Origin of the sequence: Micromonospora sp. NPDC000207, assembly GCF_040300925.1 — a bacterium.
Lineage (GTDB): Bacteria > Actinomycetota > Actinomycetes > Mycobacteriales > Micromonosporaceae > Micromonospora.
Genome location: NZ_JBEPEQ010000014.1, coordinates 23783 through 37464, shown reverse-complemented (window position 1 = coordinate 37464; position 13682 = coordinate 23783). Strand labels below are relative to the sequence as shown.

Sequence of the window (13682 nt, the reverse complement as noted above, 5' to 3'; positions counted from 1 at the left end):
TGGTACGCCATGACGCCTCCCGGTGGAGAAGGGGCCGACCTGCGCTGAGCGACCCGACCGGGTCACGGTAGCGCGACACGATGATCAGCTCACGTTCCGAAGGGTCACGACTTCGATGCGTGCCGGGGTCGAGGATTCGCCAGGTCGGGACTTCCCGCAGGTTCGGGGCCGCGCGTCGGGCCGACTGTGGATAACATCGACGTCCATGTCGGTCGACGTGCCCGTCGTCGCCCTGCTCGGTGTCGTCGCCGGGGCGCTGGCCGGTGCGGCGGTACCCGGGGTCACCCATCGGCTGGCGGTGGCCGCCGCGACGGCGTACCGGACGGGGTGTCGTCGGTGCGACGAGCCGCTGCCGCGCGGACTCCCCGGGTGGCTCCGGCACCGGTGTGCCCACTGCGGGCGGCGACTGGGACCGCCGGTCGGAGTCGCGGTGCTGCTCGGCGCGGTCGCCCTCGGCGGGTTGGCGGCGGCCCGCCCCGACGACCCGGGGCTGCCCGCGCTGCTCGCGGTGACCGCCGTCGGGCTGGTGCTCGGCGCTGTGGACCTGGACTGTCTGCGGCTGCCGGACCCGCTGGTGGGGGCGGCCGGAGTGCTCGCAGTGGTCGGCCTGACCGGTGCCGCCCTGCTCACCGGCGTCCCCGACCGGCTGGTCACCGCCTTCGTCGGGGCGGTCGGGTCGGCCCTGTTCTACCTGGTGCTGGCCCTGTCGCCGGGCTCCCGACTCGGCTTCGGCGACGTCAAGCTCGGTACGGTGTTGGGCCTGCCGCTGGGCTGGTCGGGCCCGCCGGTGCTGCTGCTCGGCCTGGTCCTGCCCGTCGTGCTCAACGGCCTCGTGGTGCTCGCCCTGCTGGCCGCCGGACGGGTACGCCGACACACCGTGCTACCCCTCGGACCGGCCCTGCTGACAGGTGCCTGGCTCGCCGCCCTGGTCGGGTGAGACCACCTCGACCAGGGCGGGGGCCTGCTCACATCAGCCGGAGCTGCCGGTCCCGGGGACGCCGGGGCTCGCTCTCGCCGAACCGCTCGAACAGCCCCGGGTCGATCGGGTCGAGGTACGGGGTGGGGGAACAGTCGCGTTCCGGCCCGTGTCGGGCCCGGCGGGCGGCGTGCGTGACGTAGAGCCGGTCCTGGGCACGGGTGAGACCGACGAAGAAGAGCCGCCGCTCCTCGGCGATCGCCGCGTCGTCAGGCGTCGAGCCGGGCCACCGCAACGGCAGCAGCCCGTCCTCGGCCCCGACCAGGAACACCACCGGGAACTCCAGGCCCTTCGCGGCGTGCAGGGTGAGCAGGGTGACCGCCTCGGCGCGGGGGTCCAGGGCGTCCACCTCGGCCCCGGTGGCCAGGTGGGACAGGAACGCCGGAAGGTCGTCGCCACACCGCCGGGCCAGCGGGGCGAGCAGGTCCACGGCGGCCCGTACGTCGGCGGGGCGGACCGCCCCGGAACCGTCCAGGGTCGGCACCGAGAACCGGTCGGCGAGCACCTGGGCGGCCAGCCGTACCCGGGCGGTCACCGAACCGTCGACCCCGCCGGTGTGGCGCAGTTCCCGGGCGATGGCCCCCACTCCCGGGCGGTCCCGCAGCCGGTCGTGCGACCGCTTCTGCACCGGGATGTTGCCCCGGGACAGGGCGTCCACGATGGGGGCGGCCTGGGCGTCGGTCCGGTACAGCACAGCGATGTCGCTGAACGACACTGTGGTGGCCCGGCCGTCGATCCGCCCCGAGTCCAGGGACCTGTGGGACAGCCCGCCGACCAGTTCGTCGATGGTCCGCACCAGGAAGTCCGCCTCGTCGGCGACCGAGGCGGCGGCGTACCGGCCGACCAGAGGGGCCTCCGGGTCGAGCCGGGCCGGGTCGAGCCGACGTCCCCGGACCAGCGACGACGGGGCGATGGCCTGCACCGCCGCCGCGAGGATCGGGGCCGACGACCGGTAGTTGCGGTTCAACCGGACCAGCCGGGCGTCGGTGAAGTCCTCGGAGAAGCGCAGGAAGTAGCCGACGTCTGCGCCCCGGAACGAGTAGATCGCCTGGTCCGGGTCGCCGATCGCGCACAGGTTGCCGTCGGCGGGACTGAGCAGCCGCAGCAGGTCGTACTGCACCGCGTCGACGTCCTGGTACTCGTCGACGAAGATCCACTGCCACCGGTCGCGGTACCGCTGCCTGAGCTTGCGGTCGGCGGTGAGCAGGGCCACCGGCAGGGTCAGCAACTCGTCGAGGTCGACAAGGTCGCGTTTGCGCAGCAGCGCCGTGTACGCCGCGTCGTCAGTACCGGCCTCGGACCGGGCCTCGTCCCGGTCGGCGTCGTCGGCGATCCGGAAGTCCGGCGCGAGCCCGGCCGCAGCGGCGTTCTCCCGCAGGATGGTCAGGCCCAGCGAGTGGAACGTGCCGACTGTGACGTCCTCGGCGACCGGCCCGAGCAGCCCGTCGAGCCGGTGCCGCAGCTCCTCGGCGGCCCGCCGGGTGAAGGTGATCGCCAGGCAGCGCTCCGGGAACACGTTCAGCTCGGCGCAGAGGTACGCGATCCGGTGCGTCAGGGTCCGGGTCTTGCCGGTCCCCGGACCGGCGACGATCAACAGCGGCCCACCCGGGGCGGAGGCGGCCACCCGCTGCATGGCGTCCAACCGGTCCAGCAGGCCGGTCCCGACCTCCTCCATGCCGGAGAGCATCGGCTCGAACGGTTCGTGCGGCGACGGCGACGGGGCCAGCGGCGGGGGTGGCGGTGCCACGACGGCCTTCCGCTTCGGTTCGGCCTTCGGCACCGTCGTACGCCGGGTCTTCGGCTTCGCCGTCGAGGCGGGGGCCCGCCGCTGCGCCGGAACGGGTACGTCGAACAACGTCTCCGCCTGTCCGGCGGCCCCTCGGGAACTCAACTCCACCGGGTCGAACAGGGTGATCACCCCGTACTCGCCGTCGAACCCGGGAACCCGTCGGACCTCGCCCCGGCGGAGCCGGCGGATCCCCTCGGCGAGCAGCTCCCCACCGGCCCGGTCGATCTCGTCGAGCGGTACGGAGGTGAGGATCTCCAGCTCCGAGCCGAGAGCGGCGACCAACTCGTTGAGCTTGCCCCCCACCTTCTTCGACTTCGGCCCGACCGAGTTGAGTTCGCCGAGGATCTCGGCCAGCGGAATGAGGTGGGTGACCGTCGGCGCGTCGGCGCGACGGTGCCCCTCGGGCCGGTCGGCCAACTCCTCGACCCGGCTGAGCACCCCCACGGTGAGGGGCCTGCCGCACTCCGGGCAGCGCCCCCCGGCCGCCCGGGTCTGCTCCGGTGACCAGTTCACCCCGCAGGCGCGGTGCCCGTCGGCGTGGTACTTCCCCTCCTCCGGAAAGAACTCGACGGTCCCCACCAGCCCGTCGCCGGTGCGCAGCGTCTCCCGGATCGAGAAGTAGTCCCGGGCACCTGCCAGGACGGTCGCCTCCCGACCCAGGGCGGGCGGGGAGTGGGCGTCGGAGTTCGAGACGAGCTGGTAACCGTCGAGGCTCCCCACCCGCCAGTTCATCTCCGGGTCGGACGAGAGCCCGGTCTCCACGGCGAAGATGTGGCCGGCCAGGTCGGCGTAGCAGTCGGCGATGGCGTCGAACCCGGACTTCGAGCCCAGCGCGGAGAACCAGGGGGTCCAGATGTGCGCCGGGACCAGGAACCCGTCCGGGCTCGCCTCCAGGGTGATCTCCAGGAGGTCGCGGGAGTCCAGACCGAGGATCGGCCGACCGTCGGAGGCGATGTTGCCGATCCGACCCAGGGCGGTGTTGAACCGGGCCGCCGCGTCGAGATCGGGCAGGTAGATCAGGTGGTGGACCTTCCGGGTCCGGTCGTCCCGCTTGTAGATGGTGGAGATCTCCACGCTGAGCATGAACCGGACCGGATCGGCGTCGGCCCCGTCGGCCAACCGGGGCGGCAGCCGCCGGGCGATGTCCCGCTCCGCCTCGGGGGAGAGCCGGTACAGGCCCGGCTCCGCCGGGTGCAGTGTCTCCCGCAGGTGGTCGTACCAGGCGGGATGGGTGAAGTCACCGGTGCCGAGGACGCCGATGCCCTTGCGCCGGGCCCACCAGCCGAGGTTCGGCAGGGTCAGGTCCCTGCTGCACGCGCGGGAGTACCGGGAGTGGATGTGCAGGTCAGCGACGAAGGACGGAGGGCCACCGGAGGGTACGGAACTGAACGGGGGCACGCCGCATCCTGTCACGCCCGCTCACGTACCCACCCGCCGCCACGCACACTCGTGACCTCTGCGATCCCCCGTCAGCTGGTCGACCCCGGAACCGGCCATCGACAAAACCGCCAATTCAGACGGATCGCAGCTCCACCAGGGTGATCTGCGGCGGAGCGCCGACCCGGACCGGAGGACCCCAGAAACCAGCCCCGTTCGTCACGTAGACCTTGGTGCCGTCCACCTCGCCGAGGCCGGAGACCACCGGCTGCTCCAACCGGACCGCCAGGTTGAAGGGGACGATCTGCCCGCCGTGGGTGTGCCCGGACAGTTGCAGGTCGACGCCGAACTTCGCGGCCTCGAACGCGGCGACCGGCTGGTGCGCCAGGAGCACCACCGGGCGGCTCGGATCCCGGTCACCCAGGGCTGCGCCGAAGTCGGCGGGAGCGGCCACCCCGGTTCCGGCGGCGCTGACGTCGTTGACCCCGGCCAGGTCGAGTACGCCGCCCCCGGCGCGGATCTCCTCCCGCTGGTTCTGCAACACCCGCAGACCCAGCCGGTCCACCTCCTCCACCCACTCCTCCACCCCGGAGTAGTACTCGTGGTTGCCGGTGACGAAGAAGTTGCCGTGCCGGGACTGGATGTCGCGCAGCGGGGCGGCATCCTCGCCCAGCTCGGCGACCGTACCGTCGACCAGGTCACCGACGACGGCGACCACGTCGGCGTTCAGCCGGTTGATGGCGGCGACCATCCGCTCGGTGTGCACCCGCCCGCGCAACGGGCCGAGGTGGACGTCGGCGACGGTGGCGATCCGCAGCCCGTCCATGCTCCGGGGCAGTTTCGCCAACGGGATCTGCACCCGGTCCAGGTGCAGCGGACCGAGGGCGGTACGGACGCCGTACCCGGTGATGCCGACAGCGGTGAGCCCGGCGAAGATGGCCGCACTCCGGGCCAGCAGGAGCCGTCGTCCCGGGTCGTGGTCGGGCTGTGGGGCGGGATCGCCACCTGCCTGCTCCGTCGACCCGTCAGTGCCGGTGCCCCCGGTCGCCGGGGCCGTCGTCGCAGCGACCTCCGGCCGGTCCACCGCCGGTGCGGACCCGGTCTGGTCGGCCGCGTCGGTGTTCGGGTGCTCCGTCGTTGCGGCACCCACCAGGGCCGGGGCTGCGGGGGCGGTGGACGGAGCGGCCAGGTTCTCGCGTCGGCGCAGCACCGCCCGGGCGACCAACAGCGGCACCTCCAGCAGCAGCAGGAGGACCAGCAGGTAGAACATGACAGCGAGCCAGAGGTATCCGGGCCACGCCAACCAGTAGAGACCCGCCCTGGTGCCGATCAGAGTCGCCGGCACCAGCAGCCCCAGGACCAGGGCGGCGACTGCGCCGATCCGCCGCCACCGGCCGGGCCGGGTGGTGTCCCGGACCAGCCGCCGCCACAGGTAGTAGTGGATCAGACCGGTGATCAGCGCAAGGGTTCCCACGAACCCGAGGACCGACAACAACGGAGCCTCCCTCAGCCGCCCGCGAAGGGGGGCAGTACGTCGATCGTCACCCCGGCCGGCAGGGGGGTACGACGATCATGACAGGCCGTTCCGTCGACCAGGAAACTCGCCACCCGCAGTACGGCGGCGAGCCGCTCGCCGTGCCGCTGCGCCAGTTCTGCTGTGAGTTCGTCCAGCGAGCGCCCGGCGGATGCGGACTCCTCGGACACCCCGGCGGCGGCCCGAGCCCCGGCGAAGTACCTGACGGTGACCTGCTGCACTGTCAGCCCCCGATTGCCGACATCGGCCGGGCGGGCTGGAGGAAGGTGGGGTCGTCGATGCCGTGTCCGGCCCGCTTGCCCCACATCGCCGCCCGCCAGCGCCGGGCCAACTCGTCGTCGTCCGCCCCGACCCGCAGTGCCCCCCGCAGGTCCGACTCCTCGGTGGCGAACAGGCAGGACCGGACCTGCCCGTCGGCGGTCAGCCGGGTCCGGTCGCAGTCTCCACAGAACGCCCGGGTCACGCTGGCGATCACACCCACCCGGGCCGGGCCGCCGTCGACCAGCCAGGTCTCGGCGGGGGCGGCACCCCGTACGGCGGGGTCGGGGCTGAGATCGAACGTGGTGGCGAGGGCGGCGAGGATCTCCTCGGCGGTGACCATCCGGCTCCGGTCCCAGCCGTGCTGGGCGTCCAGCGGCATCTGCTCGATGAACCGCAGCTGGTAGCCGTGGTCGAGAGCGAACCGGAGCAGGGCGGGGGCCTCGTCGTCGTTGACCCCCCGCATCAGGACAGTGTTGATCTTTACGGGGGTGAGTCCGGCTGACGCGGCCCCGGCCAGCCCGGCCAGGACGGCGTCGAGCTGCGACCGGCGGGTGAGCTGCCGGAAGCGCTCCGGGTCGAGGGTGTCCAGGGAGACGTTCACCCGGTCGACCCCCGCCGCCCGCAGCCCCGACGCGACCCGGTCCAAGCCGATGCCGTTGGTGGTCAGGCAGATCCGGGGCCGGGGACGCAGCGCGGCGACCTCGGCCACGATCCCGGCCAGGCCGGGACGGATCAGCGGCTCCCCTCCGGTGAACCGGACCTCGGTCACCCCGAGCCGACCCACTGCGACCCGGACCAGCCGGACGATCTCGGCGTCGGTGAGCAGGTCCGGTCCGGCGAGCCAGGGCAGACCTTCGGCGGGCATGCAGTAGGTGCACCGCAGGTTGCACTTGTCGGTCAACGAGACCCGCAGGCCCCGGGCGACCCGGCCGTACCGGTCGACGAGGCCCTCGGCGGATGGCGCGACGGGGGGCACCGGTCGACGGTAGCGCGTCCGGCGTTACTCAGGGTGCCCCGCGCTCAGGGCGTCCCGCGCGGCGGCGGCCACGGCCGCTCGGTACTCGGCACCGAACAGTGCGGTGTGCACGAGGAGCAGGTGCAGCTGGTGCAGCGGGACCCGCGCCCGCCACCCCGCCGCCAGGGGCCATTCGTCCTGGTACGCACCCAGGATGCGATCGCCGTGGGCGACCCCGCCGAAGAGCGCCAACTGGGCCAGATCCGTCTCCCGGTGACCGCCGTGCGCCGCCGGGTCGATCAACCAGACCCGACCGTCGGCCCCCCAGAGCAGGTTGCCCGGCCAGAGGTCGCCGTGGATCCGGGCGGGCGGTTCGTCCCCACCGAACTCGCCGATCCGCTCGATCACCGCCTCGACCAGCGCGGTCTCCGTCGAGGTGAGGGCACCGTTCGCCACAGACAGTCGCAGGTACGGATCGAGTCTGCGACCTGCGAACCAGGTCGACCAGGGGCCGTCCTGCGGGGTGTTGTCCTGCGGCAGTGCCCCGACGTAACCCGACCACCGGGCACCGAACGCCGGCGCGCCGGCCCGGTGCAGCCGAGCCAGATCCCGACCGAACCCTTCGGCCGCCTCCGGAGTCGGCTCGCCGGTCTCCACCCAGGCGAGCGCCAGCAGACCCGGGAGGGCCACCAGGACCTCCGGCACCGGGACCGCCTCCGCCTCGCCCAGCCAGTGCAGCCCGGCCGCCTCGGCGGCGAAGAAGCCCTCCGGCGTCGGCTCCCCGGACCGCTGCGGCCACGACTTCGTCAGGATCGAGTGACCGTCGTCCAGGGTCAGCCGAGAGGCCGCGCAGATGCTGCCGCCGGTGACCGGCGTCTCCCGGATCCGCTGGTGCGCCAGGAAGGTCGGCAACTGGGTCGGATGCGCCCGCAGGTAGGCAAGGTCCATCAGCGCTACGAAATCCGTTCACGACTTTTTGTGCGAGTGGTGCACCGACAACCTTGGCGGCTTTCCCAACGATGAGACTGCAGCCCGGCTGACGAGCTCTCTGCTGCAGCCTGGCTTCAATCGACCGATGTCGACTCGCGCGAAGGCGTCAGTCTCGCTCGGTCGCCCGGGCTACGAACGCCCGCCACGCCGTCGGGGTGAACGCGAGCACCGGACCGGCCGGGTCCTTCGAGTCCCGTACGCCGACGACGCCGGGAAGATTGTCGGCAACCTCGACGCAGTTACCGCCGTTGGTCGACGAACGGGACGACTTTCGCCAGGTCGCGTGAGTCAGGTCCATGTCTTGGCCACCTCTGTGAGTGCGTCGATAGTCATGCTGAGCGGCAGTGCTTCACCTCTGACCGCCTCCCAGGACAGACCAAGCCTAGCGATCCCCTCGGGGTGCTCGACGATCTGCGCCGACAATTGGTTGTCGACGTATCCGGCCCGCCCCCCGTCCGGAAGGTCGGCCAGGACGAAGGCTCCCGCCAGCCCCGAGTAGATACCAGCGCTCTGCGGCACGACGTGCAACTGGATATGAGGGCTCTCGGCGCATGTCACGAGGTGCGCGAGCTGCTCGGCCATCACGTCCGCGCTGCCGCACGCGCGGCGAAGTGCCATCTCGTCCAGCACCACGAAGAGGTGCGTAGCAGGGTCACGGGCCAGTACCGCTTGGCGCTCCAGTCGCGTCGCCACGAGCTGGTCGAGGTCTGCCGCCGGCACCCGGGCGGCGCGGAAGGTCGCCCGCGCGTACGCCTCGGTCTGCAACAAGCCCGGCACGAAAGCGTGTTCGTAGCACCGTAGGGCGGTCGCCTCGCGTTCGATCTCGACCCACTCACGCAGCCACACGGGGGCAGTCTCGCCCTTGACCAGTTCATCCCAGAGCGTGGCGAAGTAGCTGTCGGTGTCGAGTGCGCCGTCGACCGCAGTCAAGTACGGCAGCGTCGGGGGCTTCGTCCCGGTCTCGATGGCGCTGACCTGGGAGTCCGAGCAGAACACCCGCTCGCCCAGCTGGGCCTGTGTCAGCCCGGCGGCAGTCCGGCGCCTCCGTAACTCCCGGATCAGGTACTCCGATGGTGAGATTCCCACGGTTTCCACGCCTCTCCATGACCTACCCGACGGTTCCCTGTCGGTCCGTGCCCGGTCACTGCGTTCCGCGATCGGGCGGTGACTCTTTCGAGCCTAAGGCTGCACCGTCCAAGGTGGAAGGCAGGACAGCGCGGGGCGCGTTCGACCGCGACGGGGGTGAGCACCGTCGCACCGTCGAGCGACCGGCACGCCCGCGCCCGCTGTCCCGAGGGAGCCGCCTCGCGGTCCGGTCTGCTGGCGGGCGGCTCCCTCCCCATAGGCAACCATGGAGAGGGGCGCATCATGCGATTCGGCCGCCGAAGTAGACGCCGACAGTCCGACCAGCAACGGCATCCCGTCCGCCCGCGTACGCCGGTCGCTTCGGACTGGGCGAACGAGCGTACGGCTGTCTTCCCGGTCGTCCGCCCTGGCACGGCGGGGCACCTGACGCCCGCTCAGGCGTGGCGGGCCAACCAGGGGCGGTCGCTGTGATGATCCCCGCGCCTCTCGACGGCGCGGTCGGGCATATTGGGTGTGGGCCGCTCTGGGACTGCGAGAGCTGCGCCCTGCCGTGGCCCTGTCCGACGTACCGCGAGGCGGGGTCGACGGCGCAGCGCCTCGGCGGGCTGGTCTACATGGCGCACCGCGCGCTGCGGGACCTGCGCCACCTCCCGCCGATTGAGGTGGTCCGCCGGTTCCTGTTTCCCATGGAACTCTCCGACGACCAGGCACGCACGATCACGCTCAACCTGCTGAGGTCGAGGACGCCGGTCCCGGACCCGCCCCGTACGTCCCACGTGCCGATGCGCCCACTCTGGCAGTGCTCGGCGTGCCGCGAGTCGTGGCCGTGCGAGCCGGGCCGCCGGGCGATCGTGCACGCGTTCGACGGCGACCGGTCGTCGCTGCTGCTCCACCTCGGCGCGATGCTCGCCCACGCGGGTGACCAGCTCTACCAGATCGGTCAGCGTCCGTCCCCCGACGACCTCGACCGCCGCTTCCTCGCGTGGGCGCGGACGGAACCCGAGCCCGCCGAGAGCTGACCCCGCGCGTGCTCCCCGGCCGCCCGTCCCCGGGGCGTCTCCCCGGTCCCCCGCCGTCGCGACGCCCCGGGGGCGGGCCTTTTACGAACGGCTGGAACGCATAGCGCTTGCCCTGCCGGAATTCGCGCAGTCTGCGCGCCGAACGGCCGAGCGCGGACATCGGGCGAACGTACCTGCCGACTGCATAGACAGGCATGGACATGCCCACGTTCCAGGATCGGACTCCGCTGAGTAGTTTCCTGTGACCGCCGGTGATGTCAGTGCACGCACAGCGCTCGCGGCCCGCGAGACAGAAGCTGTCGCCGTGCGTACTTTCCTGCGACATGACGACCAACGGGCAGACCGACAACGCGCCGCGCGACCGACACCGCATCATTGTCGAGTATCTGAAGACCGTTCCCGGTGTATTCAGGAGCGCCGCTCTACTTCTGGGCGCTGTGACGGCCTTCGTCGTAACGCTGGCACGGTGACGAACCCGAGTGCCCGCCGGAGCGTCTCCGGCGGGCACTCGGCTTTCAGGCGGTCGCCGCCGCCTAGCGGCGACGTGGCTGCACTTTGTCGGTGGTTAGGTACCGCCTCACGGTCCTTTCGCTCGCGCCCACGCGGCCCGCGAGCTATGGGGCGTCGCCGGGCGGGACTGGTAGCACCACGGGTGGGACGACGTCGGCCGAAGCACGTCCGGGCGTCGCGCGCGTATTTCTTGCATGAGGTAAACCAACTCCCTGACCAGGGAGAACACTCTGCGTTATGTGGATAACTCGCGTGTCGTCCACAGGCCCCCACGGGAGACGCCGTCGCCGCGCAGGCTGCCGTCATGACGCAGATCGATCGACTACGGCTCGCCGTCCGGTCCCCCGGGGACCTGATCGCCGCCGTGCCGTACCTGCTCGGATTCCATCCCGTCGACAGCGTGGTGGTGATCGCGTTCCGGGGCCAGCGGATCGTCTTCGCCGCCCGGGCCGACCTGCCCGAGGTGGGCACCGACCCGGGTCTGCCGGCCCGGCACCTGGTCGAGGTCCTCGGGCGGCAGGACGCCGAAGCGACGACGCTCGTCGGCTACGGTCCGCCGGCCCGGGTGACGCCGAGCATCGACGCGGTCCGGGCCGCGCTCGACGACACCGACCTGGTGCTGATCGACGCCCTGCGGGTGACCGACGGCCGGTACTGGTCCTACCTGTGCACCAGCCCCGGATGCTGCCCACCGGAGGGCACCGCGTACGACCCCACGTCGAGTGAGGTGAGCGTCGCGGCGGTCTACGCCGGTCAGGTGGCCCTCCCCGACCGGGCCTCGTTGAGTGCTCAGGTGGCACCGGTGACGGGGTCGGCCCGGACGGCGATGCGGGACGCCACCGACCGGGCCGGACAGCGGCTCCAGGAACTGCTCGACGAGGCGTCCCCGGTCGAGGCGGAGCCGGTGGGGCAGACCGGCCCGGGGCTCGCCGAGGCGGAGCGGGAGGCGCTCGACGCGGCCGGGAGGAAGGCGGTACGGGACACGCTGCGTCGCCACCGTCGCGGCGGACACCTGACCGACGACGAGGTGGCGTGGCTCAGCCTGCTCCTGGTCCACCTGCCGGTCCGTGACCACGCCTGGGAACGGACCGACGGGCGGGACGAGGACATCGCGCTCTGGTCGGACGTCCTGCGCCGGGTCGATCCGGAGGTGAGCGCCGCCCCGGCAAGTCTGCTCGCCTTCGCCGCCTGGCGGGCGGGACAGGGCGCGCTCGCCGCCGTCACCCTGGAACGTGCCCTGGCCGAGCATCCCGACTACTCGCTCGCGCTGTTCCTCGACGACCTGCTCCGCCGGGGCACACCCCCGTCCCGGCTCGACGGCTGGCCGGGCACGGTGGCCGCCGACGCCGACGCCGACGCCGACGCCGACGCCGACGCCAAGGCAAAGGCGGTGGTACGCGCCCGGCACCGCCGACCCCGTCGCCGTGGCCCCGGCCCCCGGGCCTGAGCGCCCGGCACCGGCCAGAGGGCCTGGGTCGGTCGAAGGAGGTACACCGGGATCGTCGCCGGTGACGATTCGTCGAGGCGAGAACCCGTCGACACTGAACTCATGGTTTCCGCCCCGGACGGTGCCCGATGAGCACCGGACTACTCCTGTCGCTCCTCGGGCTCGCGCTCGTCGACAGCACCAGCATCGGCACCCTGTTCATCCCGATCTGGCTGCTGATGTCGCCCGGTCGGGTCCGGGTCGGCAGGATCCTCGCCTACCTGGGCACCATCACCGCGTTCTACTTCGCTGTCGGGGTGCTGCTCGCCGTCGGCGGAACCCGGATCGTCGCCGCGCTCGACGGGACGTTCGACAGCCGACCGGTGCTCTGGGCGCAACTGGCCCTGGGGGTGGCACTGTTCGCCCTGAGCTTCCGGTACGACGGAAAGCGCAACCGCAAGGGCGGCGGGGTGCTGCGGTGGCGTGACCGGGCCACCGGGGGCGACTCCTCGGTCCGGTGGCTGGTCGGGTTGGCGCTGCTGGCCGCGCTGGCCGAGGTGGCGACCATGTTGCCGTACCTCGCAGCGGTGGGTCTGCTGACCACCGCGGAGCTGTCCGGTGCCACGACGGTGGCGCTTCTCGGCGCGTACTGCCTGGTCATGGTCCTGCCGGCGGTGGTCCTGCTGGTGGCGCGGGTCGCCCTCCCGGGGCCGGTCGAGCCGCTGTTGGCGCGGCTGAACAGGTGGATCACCGAGAAGGCCGGTGGCGCGCTGGGTTGGGTACTCGGCATCGCGGGGTTCCTCCTCGCCCGGGACGCCGCCGTCCGACTCGGCCTGTTCGACCTGCTCAACCGGTGACGTCGACGGTGATCCGCCCGGGGTGGGTGTAGACGTTCATGCTCCGGTCCCGGAGGAACCCGACGAGGGTGATCCCGGCCTCGTCGGCCAGGTCGACGGCGAGACTGCTGGGGGCGGAGACCGCTGCGAGCACCGGCACCCCGGCCATCCACGCCTTCTGGGTCAGCTCGAAGCTGGCCCGCCCCGAGACCAGCAGGAGGTGCCCGGCGAGCGGCAGCCGCCGTTCGCGGACCGCCCAGCCGACGACCTTGTCCACAGCGTTGTGCCGGCCGACGTCCTCCCGCAACACCACCGGACCACCGTCGGCGGTGAACAGCCCGGCCGCGTGCAGACCACCGGTGCGTGCGAAGGCCCGCTGCGCGGCACGCAGCCGGTCCGGCAGGTCGGCCAGGACCTCGGCCGGGACGGTGACCGGGTCGTCGGTCACGGCGAACAGCGACCGGGTACGCACCGCGTCGATGCTCGCCTTCCCGCAGACCCCGCACGAGCTGGTGGTGTAGAAGTTCCGGGTCGGGTCGGTGGTCGGCTCGGGTACGCCCGGGGCCAGTACCACGTCGACGACGTTGTACGTGTTCGGTGTCTCCGCCCCGGCGCAGAGTTGCGCGGTGAGGACGTCGTCGGCCGACCTGATCAGCCCCTCGGTGAGCAGGAACCCGACAGCCAGGTCGAGGTCGTCGCCGGGGGTCCGCATCGTCACAGCGAGGGGCCGACGTCGACCGGGCCCCGCCGGACCGACCCGGATCTCCAGCGGCTCCTCGACGGAGAGGCTGTCCGGTCGGCGTACCGACCGGCGGTCGGGCGGGGTGTCGAGGTCGATCCGCCGGATCGGGCGGCGGTCGGTGGCACGTCCCATGGCGTCATCCTGCCCGACGGATCCCGTGTCGGCCCGGGTGCCGCTACCG

Annotated in this window: 13 protein-coding genes; 5 read left to right on the top strand and 8 right to left on the bottom strand. The window is 72.3% G+C overall.

The window, feature by feature from the left end; translation table 11 throughout:
• Window positions 1-205: 205 nt before the first annotated feature.
• Window positions 206-937: a prepilin peptidase gene (locus ABT336_RS05980; RefSeq protein ID WP_350895388.1), complete on the top strand. Its 732-nt coding sequence runs from the start codon at window positions 206-208 to the stop codon at window positions 935-937.
• Between the two features lie 28 nt (window positions 938-965).
• On the opposite strand, the gene ABT336_RS05975 is transcribed toward ABT336_RS05980, so the two are convergent.
• From ABT336_RS05975 to ABT336_RS05945, 7 genes are all read right to left on the bottom strand, one after another.
• The gene (locus ABT336_RS05975; protein ID WP_350895387.1) at window positions 966-4163 is read right to left on the bottom strand and encodes a UvrD-helicase domain-containing protein; all 3198 of its coding nucleotides are present in this window, start codon (window positions 4161-4163) and stop codon (window positions 966-968) included.
• A gap of 115 nt (window positions 4164-4278) precedes the next feature.
• Window positions 4279-5637, bottom strand: a complete 1359-nt coding sequence (locus ABT336_RS05970; protein ID WP_350895386.1) for a metallophosphoesterase — start codon at window positions 5635-5637, stop codon at window positions 4279-4281.
• A gap of 11 nt (window positions 5638-5648) precedes the next feature.
• The gene (locus tag ABT336_RS05965) at window positions 5649-5897 is read right to left on the bottom strand and encodes a MoaD/ThiS family protein (protein ID WP_350895385.1); all 249 of its coding nucleotides are present in this window, start codon (window positions 5895-5897) and stop codon (window positions 5649-5651) included.
• Window positions 5898-5899: 2 nt separating this feature from the next.
• Window positions 5900-6913 carry a GTP 3',8-cyclase MoaA gene (gene moaA, locus ABT336_RS05960; RefSeq protein WP_350895384.1) on the bottom strand — a complete coding sequence of 338 codons (1014 nt, stop codon included), beginning with the start codon at window positions 6911-6913 and terminating at the stop codon, window positions 5900-5902.
• A gap of 24 nt (window positions 6914-6937) precedes the next feature.
• Window positions 6938-7840, bottom strand: coding sequence for a fructosamine kinase family protein (locus ABT336_RS05955; protein ID WP_350895383.1), 903 nt, complete (start codon window positions 7838-7840; stop codon window positions 6938-6940).
• Between the two features lie 148 nt (window positions 7841-7988).
• Window positions 7989-8180 carry a DUF397 domain-containing protein gene (locus ABT336_RS05950; protein ID WP_350895382.1) on the bottom strand — a complete coding sequence of 64 codons (192 nt, stop codon included), beginning with the start codon at window positions 8178-8180 and terminating at the stop codon, window positions 7989-7991.
• Window positions 8171-8977, bottom strand: coding sequence for a helix-turn-helix domain-containing protein (locus tag ABT336_RS05945; RefSeq protein ID WP_502891115.1), 807 nt, complete (start codon window positions 8975-8977; stop codon window positions 8171-8173). Before ABT336_RS05945 ends, ABT336_RS05950 begins: the two co-directional genes overlap by 10 nt.
• A 461-nt stretch (window positions 8978-9438) precedes the next feature.
• Between ABT336_RS05945 and ABT336_RS05940 the strand changes: the two genes are divergently transcribed.
• The 4 genes from ABT336_RS05940 to ABT336_RS05925 all read left to right on the top strand — a co-directional run bounded on the left by ABT336_RS05940 (window position 9439) and on the right by ABT336_RS05925 (window position 12780).
• Window positions 9439-9987 carry a hypothetical protein gene (locus tag ABT336_RS05940; protein WP_350895381.1) on the top strand — a complete coding sequence of 183 codons (549 nt, stop codon included), beginning with the start codon at window positions 9439-9441 and terminating at the stop codon, window positions 9985-9987.
• 323 nt (window positions 9988-10310) lie between these two features.
• Window positions 10311-10457 carry a hypothetical protein gene (locus ABT336_RS05935; protein ID WP_350895380.1) on the top strand — a complete coding sequence of 49 codons (147 nt, stop codon included), beginning with the start codon at window positions 10311-10313 and terminating at the stop codon, window positions 10455-10457.
• A 344-nt stretch (window positions 10458-10801) separates the two neighbouring features.
• Window positions 10802-11944 carry a DUF4192 domain-containing protein gene (locus ABT336_RS05930; RefSeq protein WP_350895379.1) on the top strand — a complete coding sequence of 381 codons (1143 nt, stop codon included), beginning with the start codon at window positions 10802-10804 and terminating at the stop codon, window positions 11942-11944.
• Between the two features lie 128 nt (window positions 11945-12072).
• Window positions 12073-12780, top strand: coding sequence for a GAP family protein (locus ABT336_RS05925; RefSeq protein WP_350895378.1), 708 nt, complete (start codon window positions 12073-12075; stop codon window positions 12778-12780).
• Here ABT336_RS05925 and fdhD read toward each other — a convergent pair.
• Window positions 12770-13633: a formate dehydrogenase accessory sulfurtransferase FdhD gene (gene fdhD, locus ABT336_RS05920; RefSeq protein ID WP_350895377.1), complete on the bottom strand. Its 864-nt coding sequence runs from the start codon at window positions 13631-13633 to the stop codon at window positions 12770-12772. The two genes, ABT336_RS05925 and fdhD, sit on opposite strands and share 11 nt — an antisense overlap.
• Window positions 13634-13682: the final 49 nt, after the last annotated feature.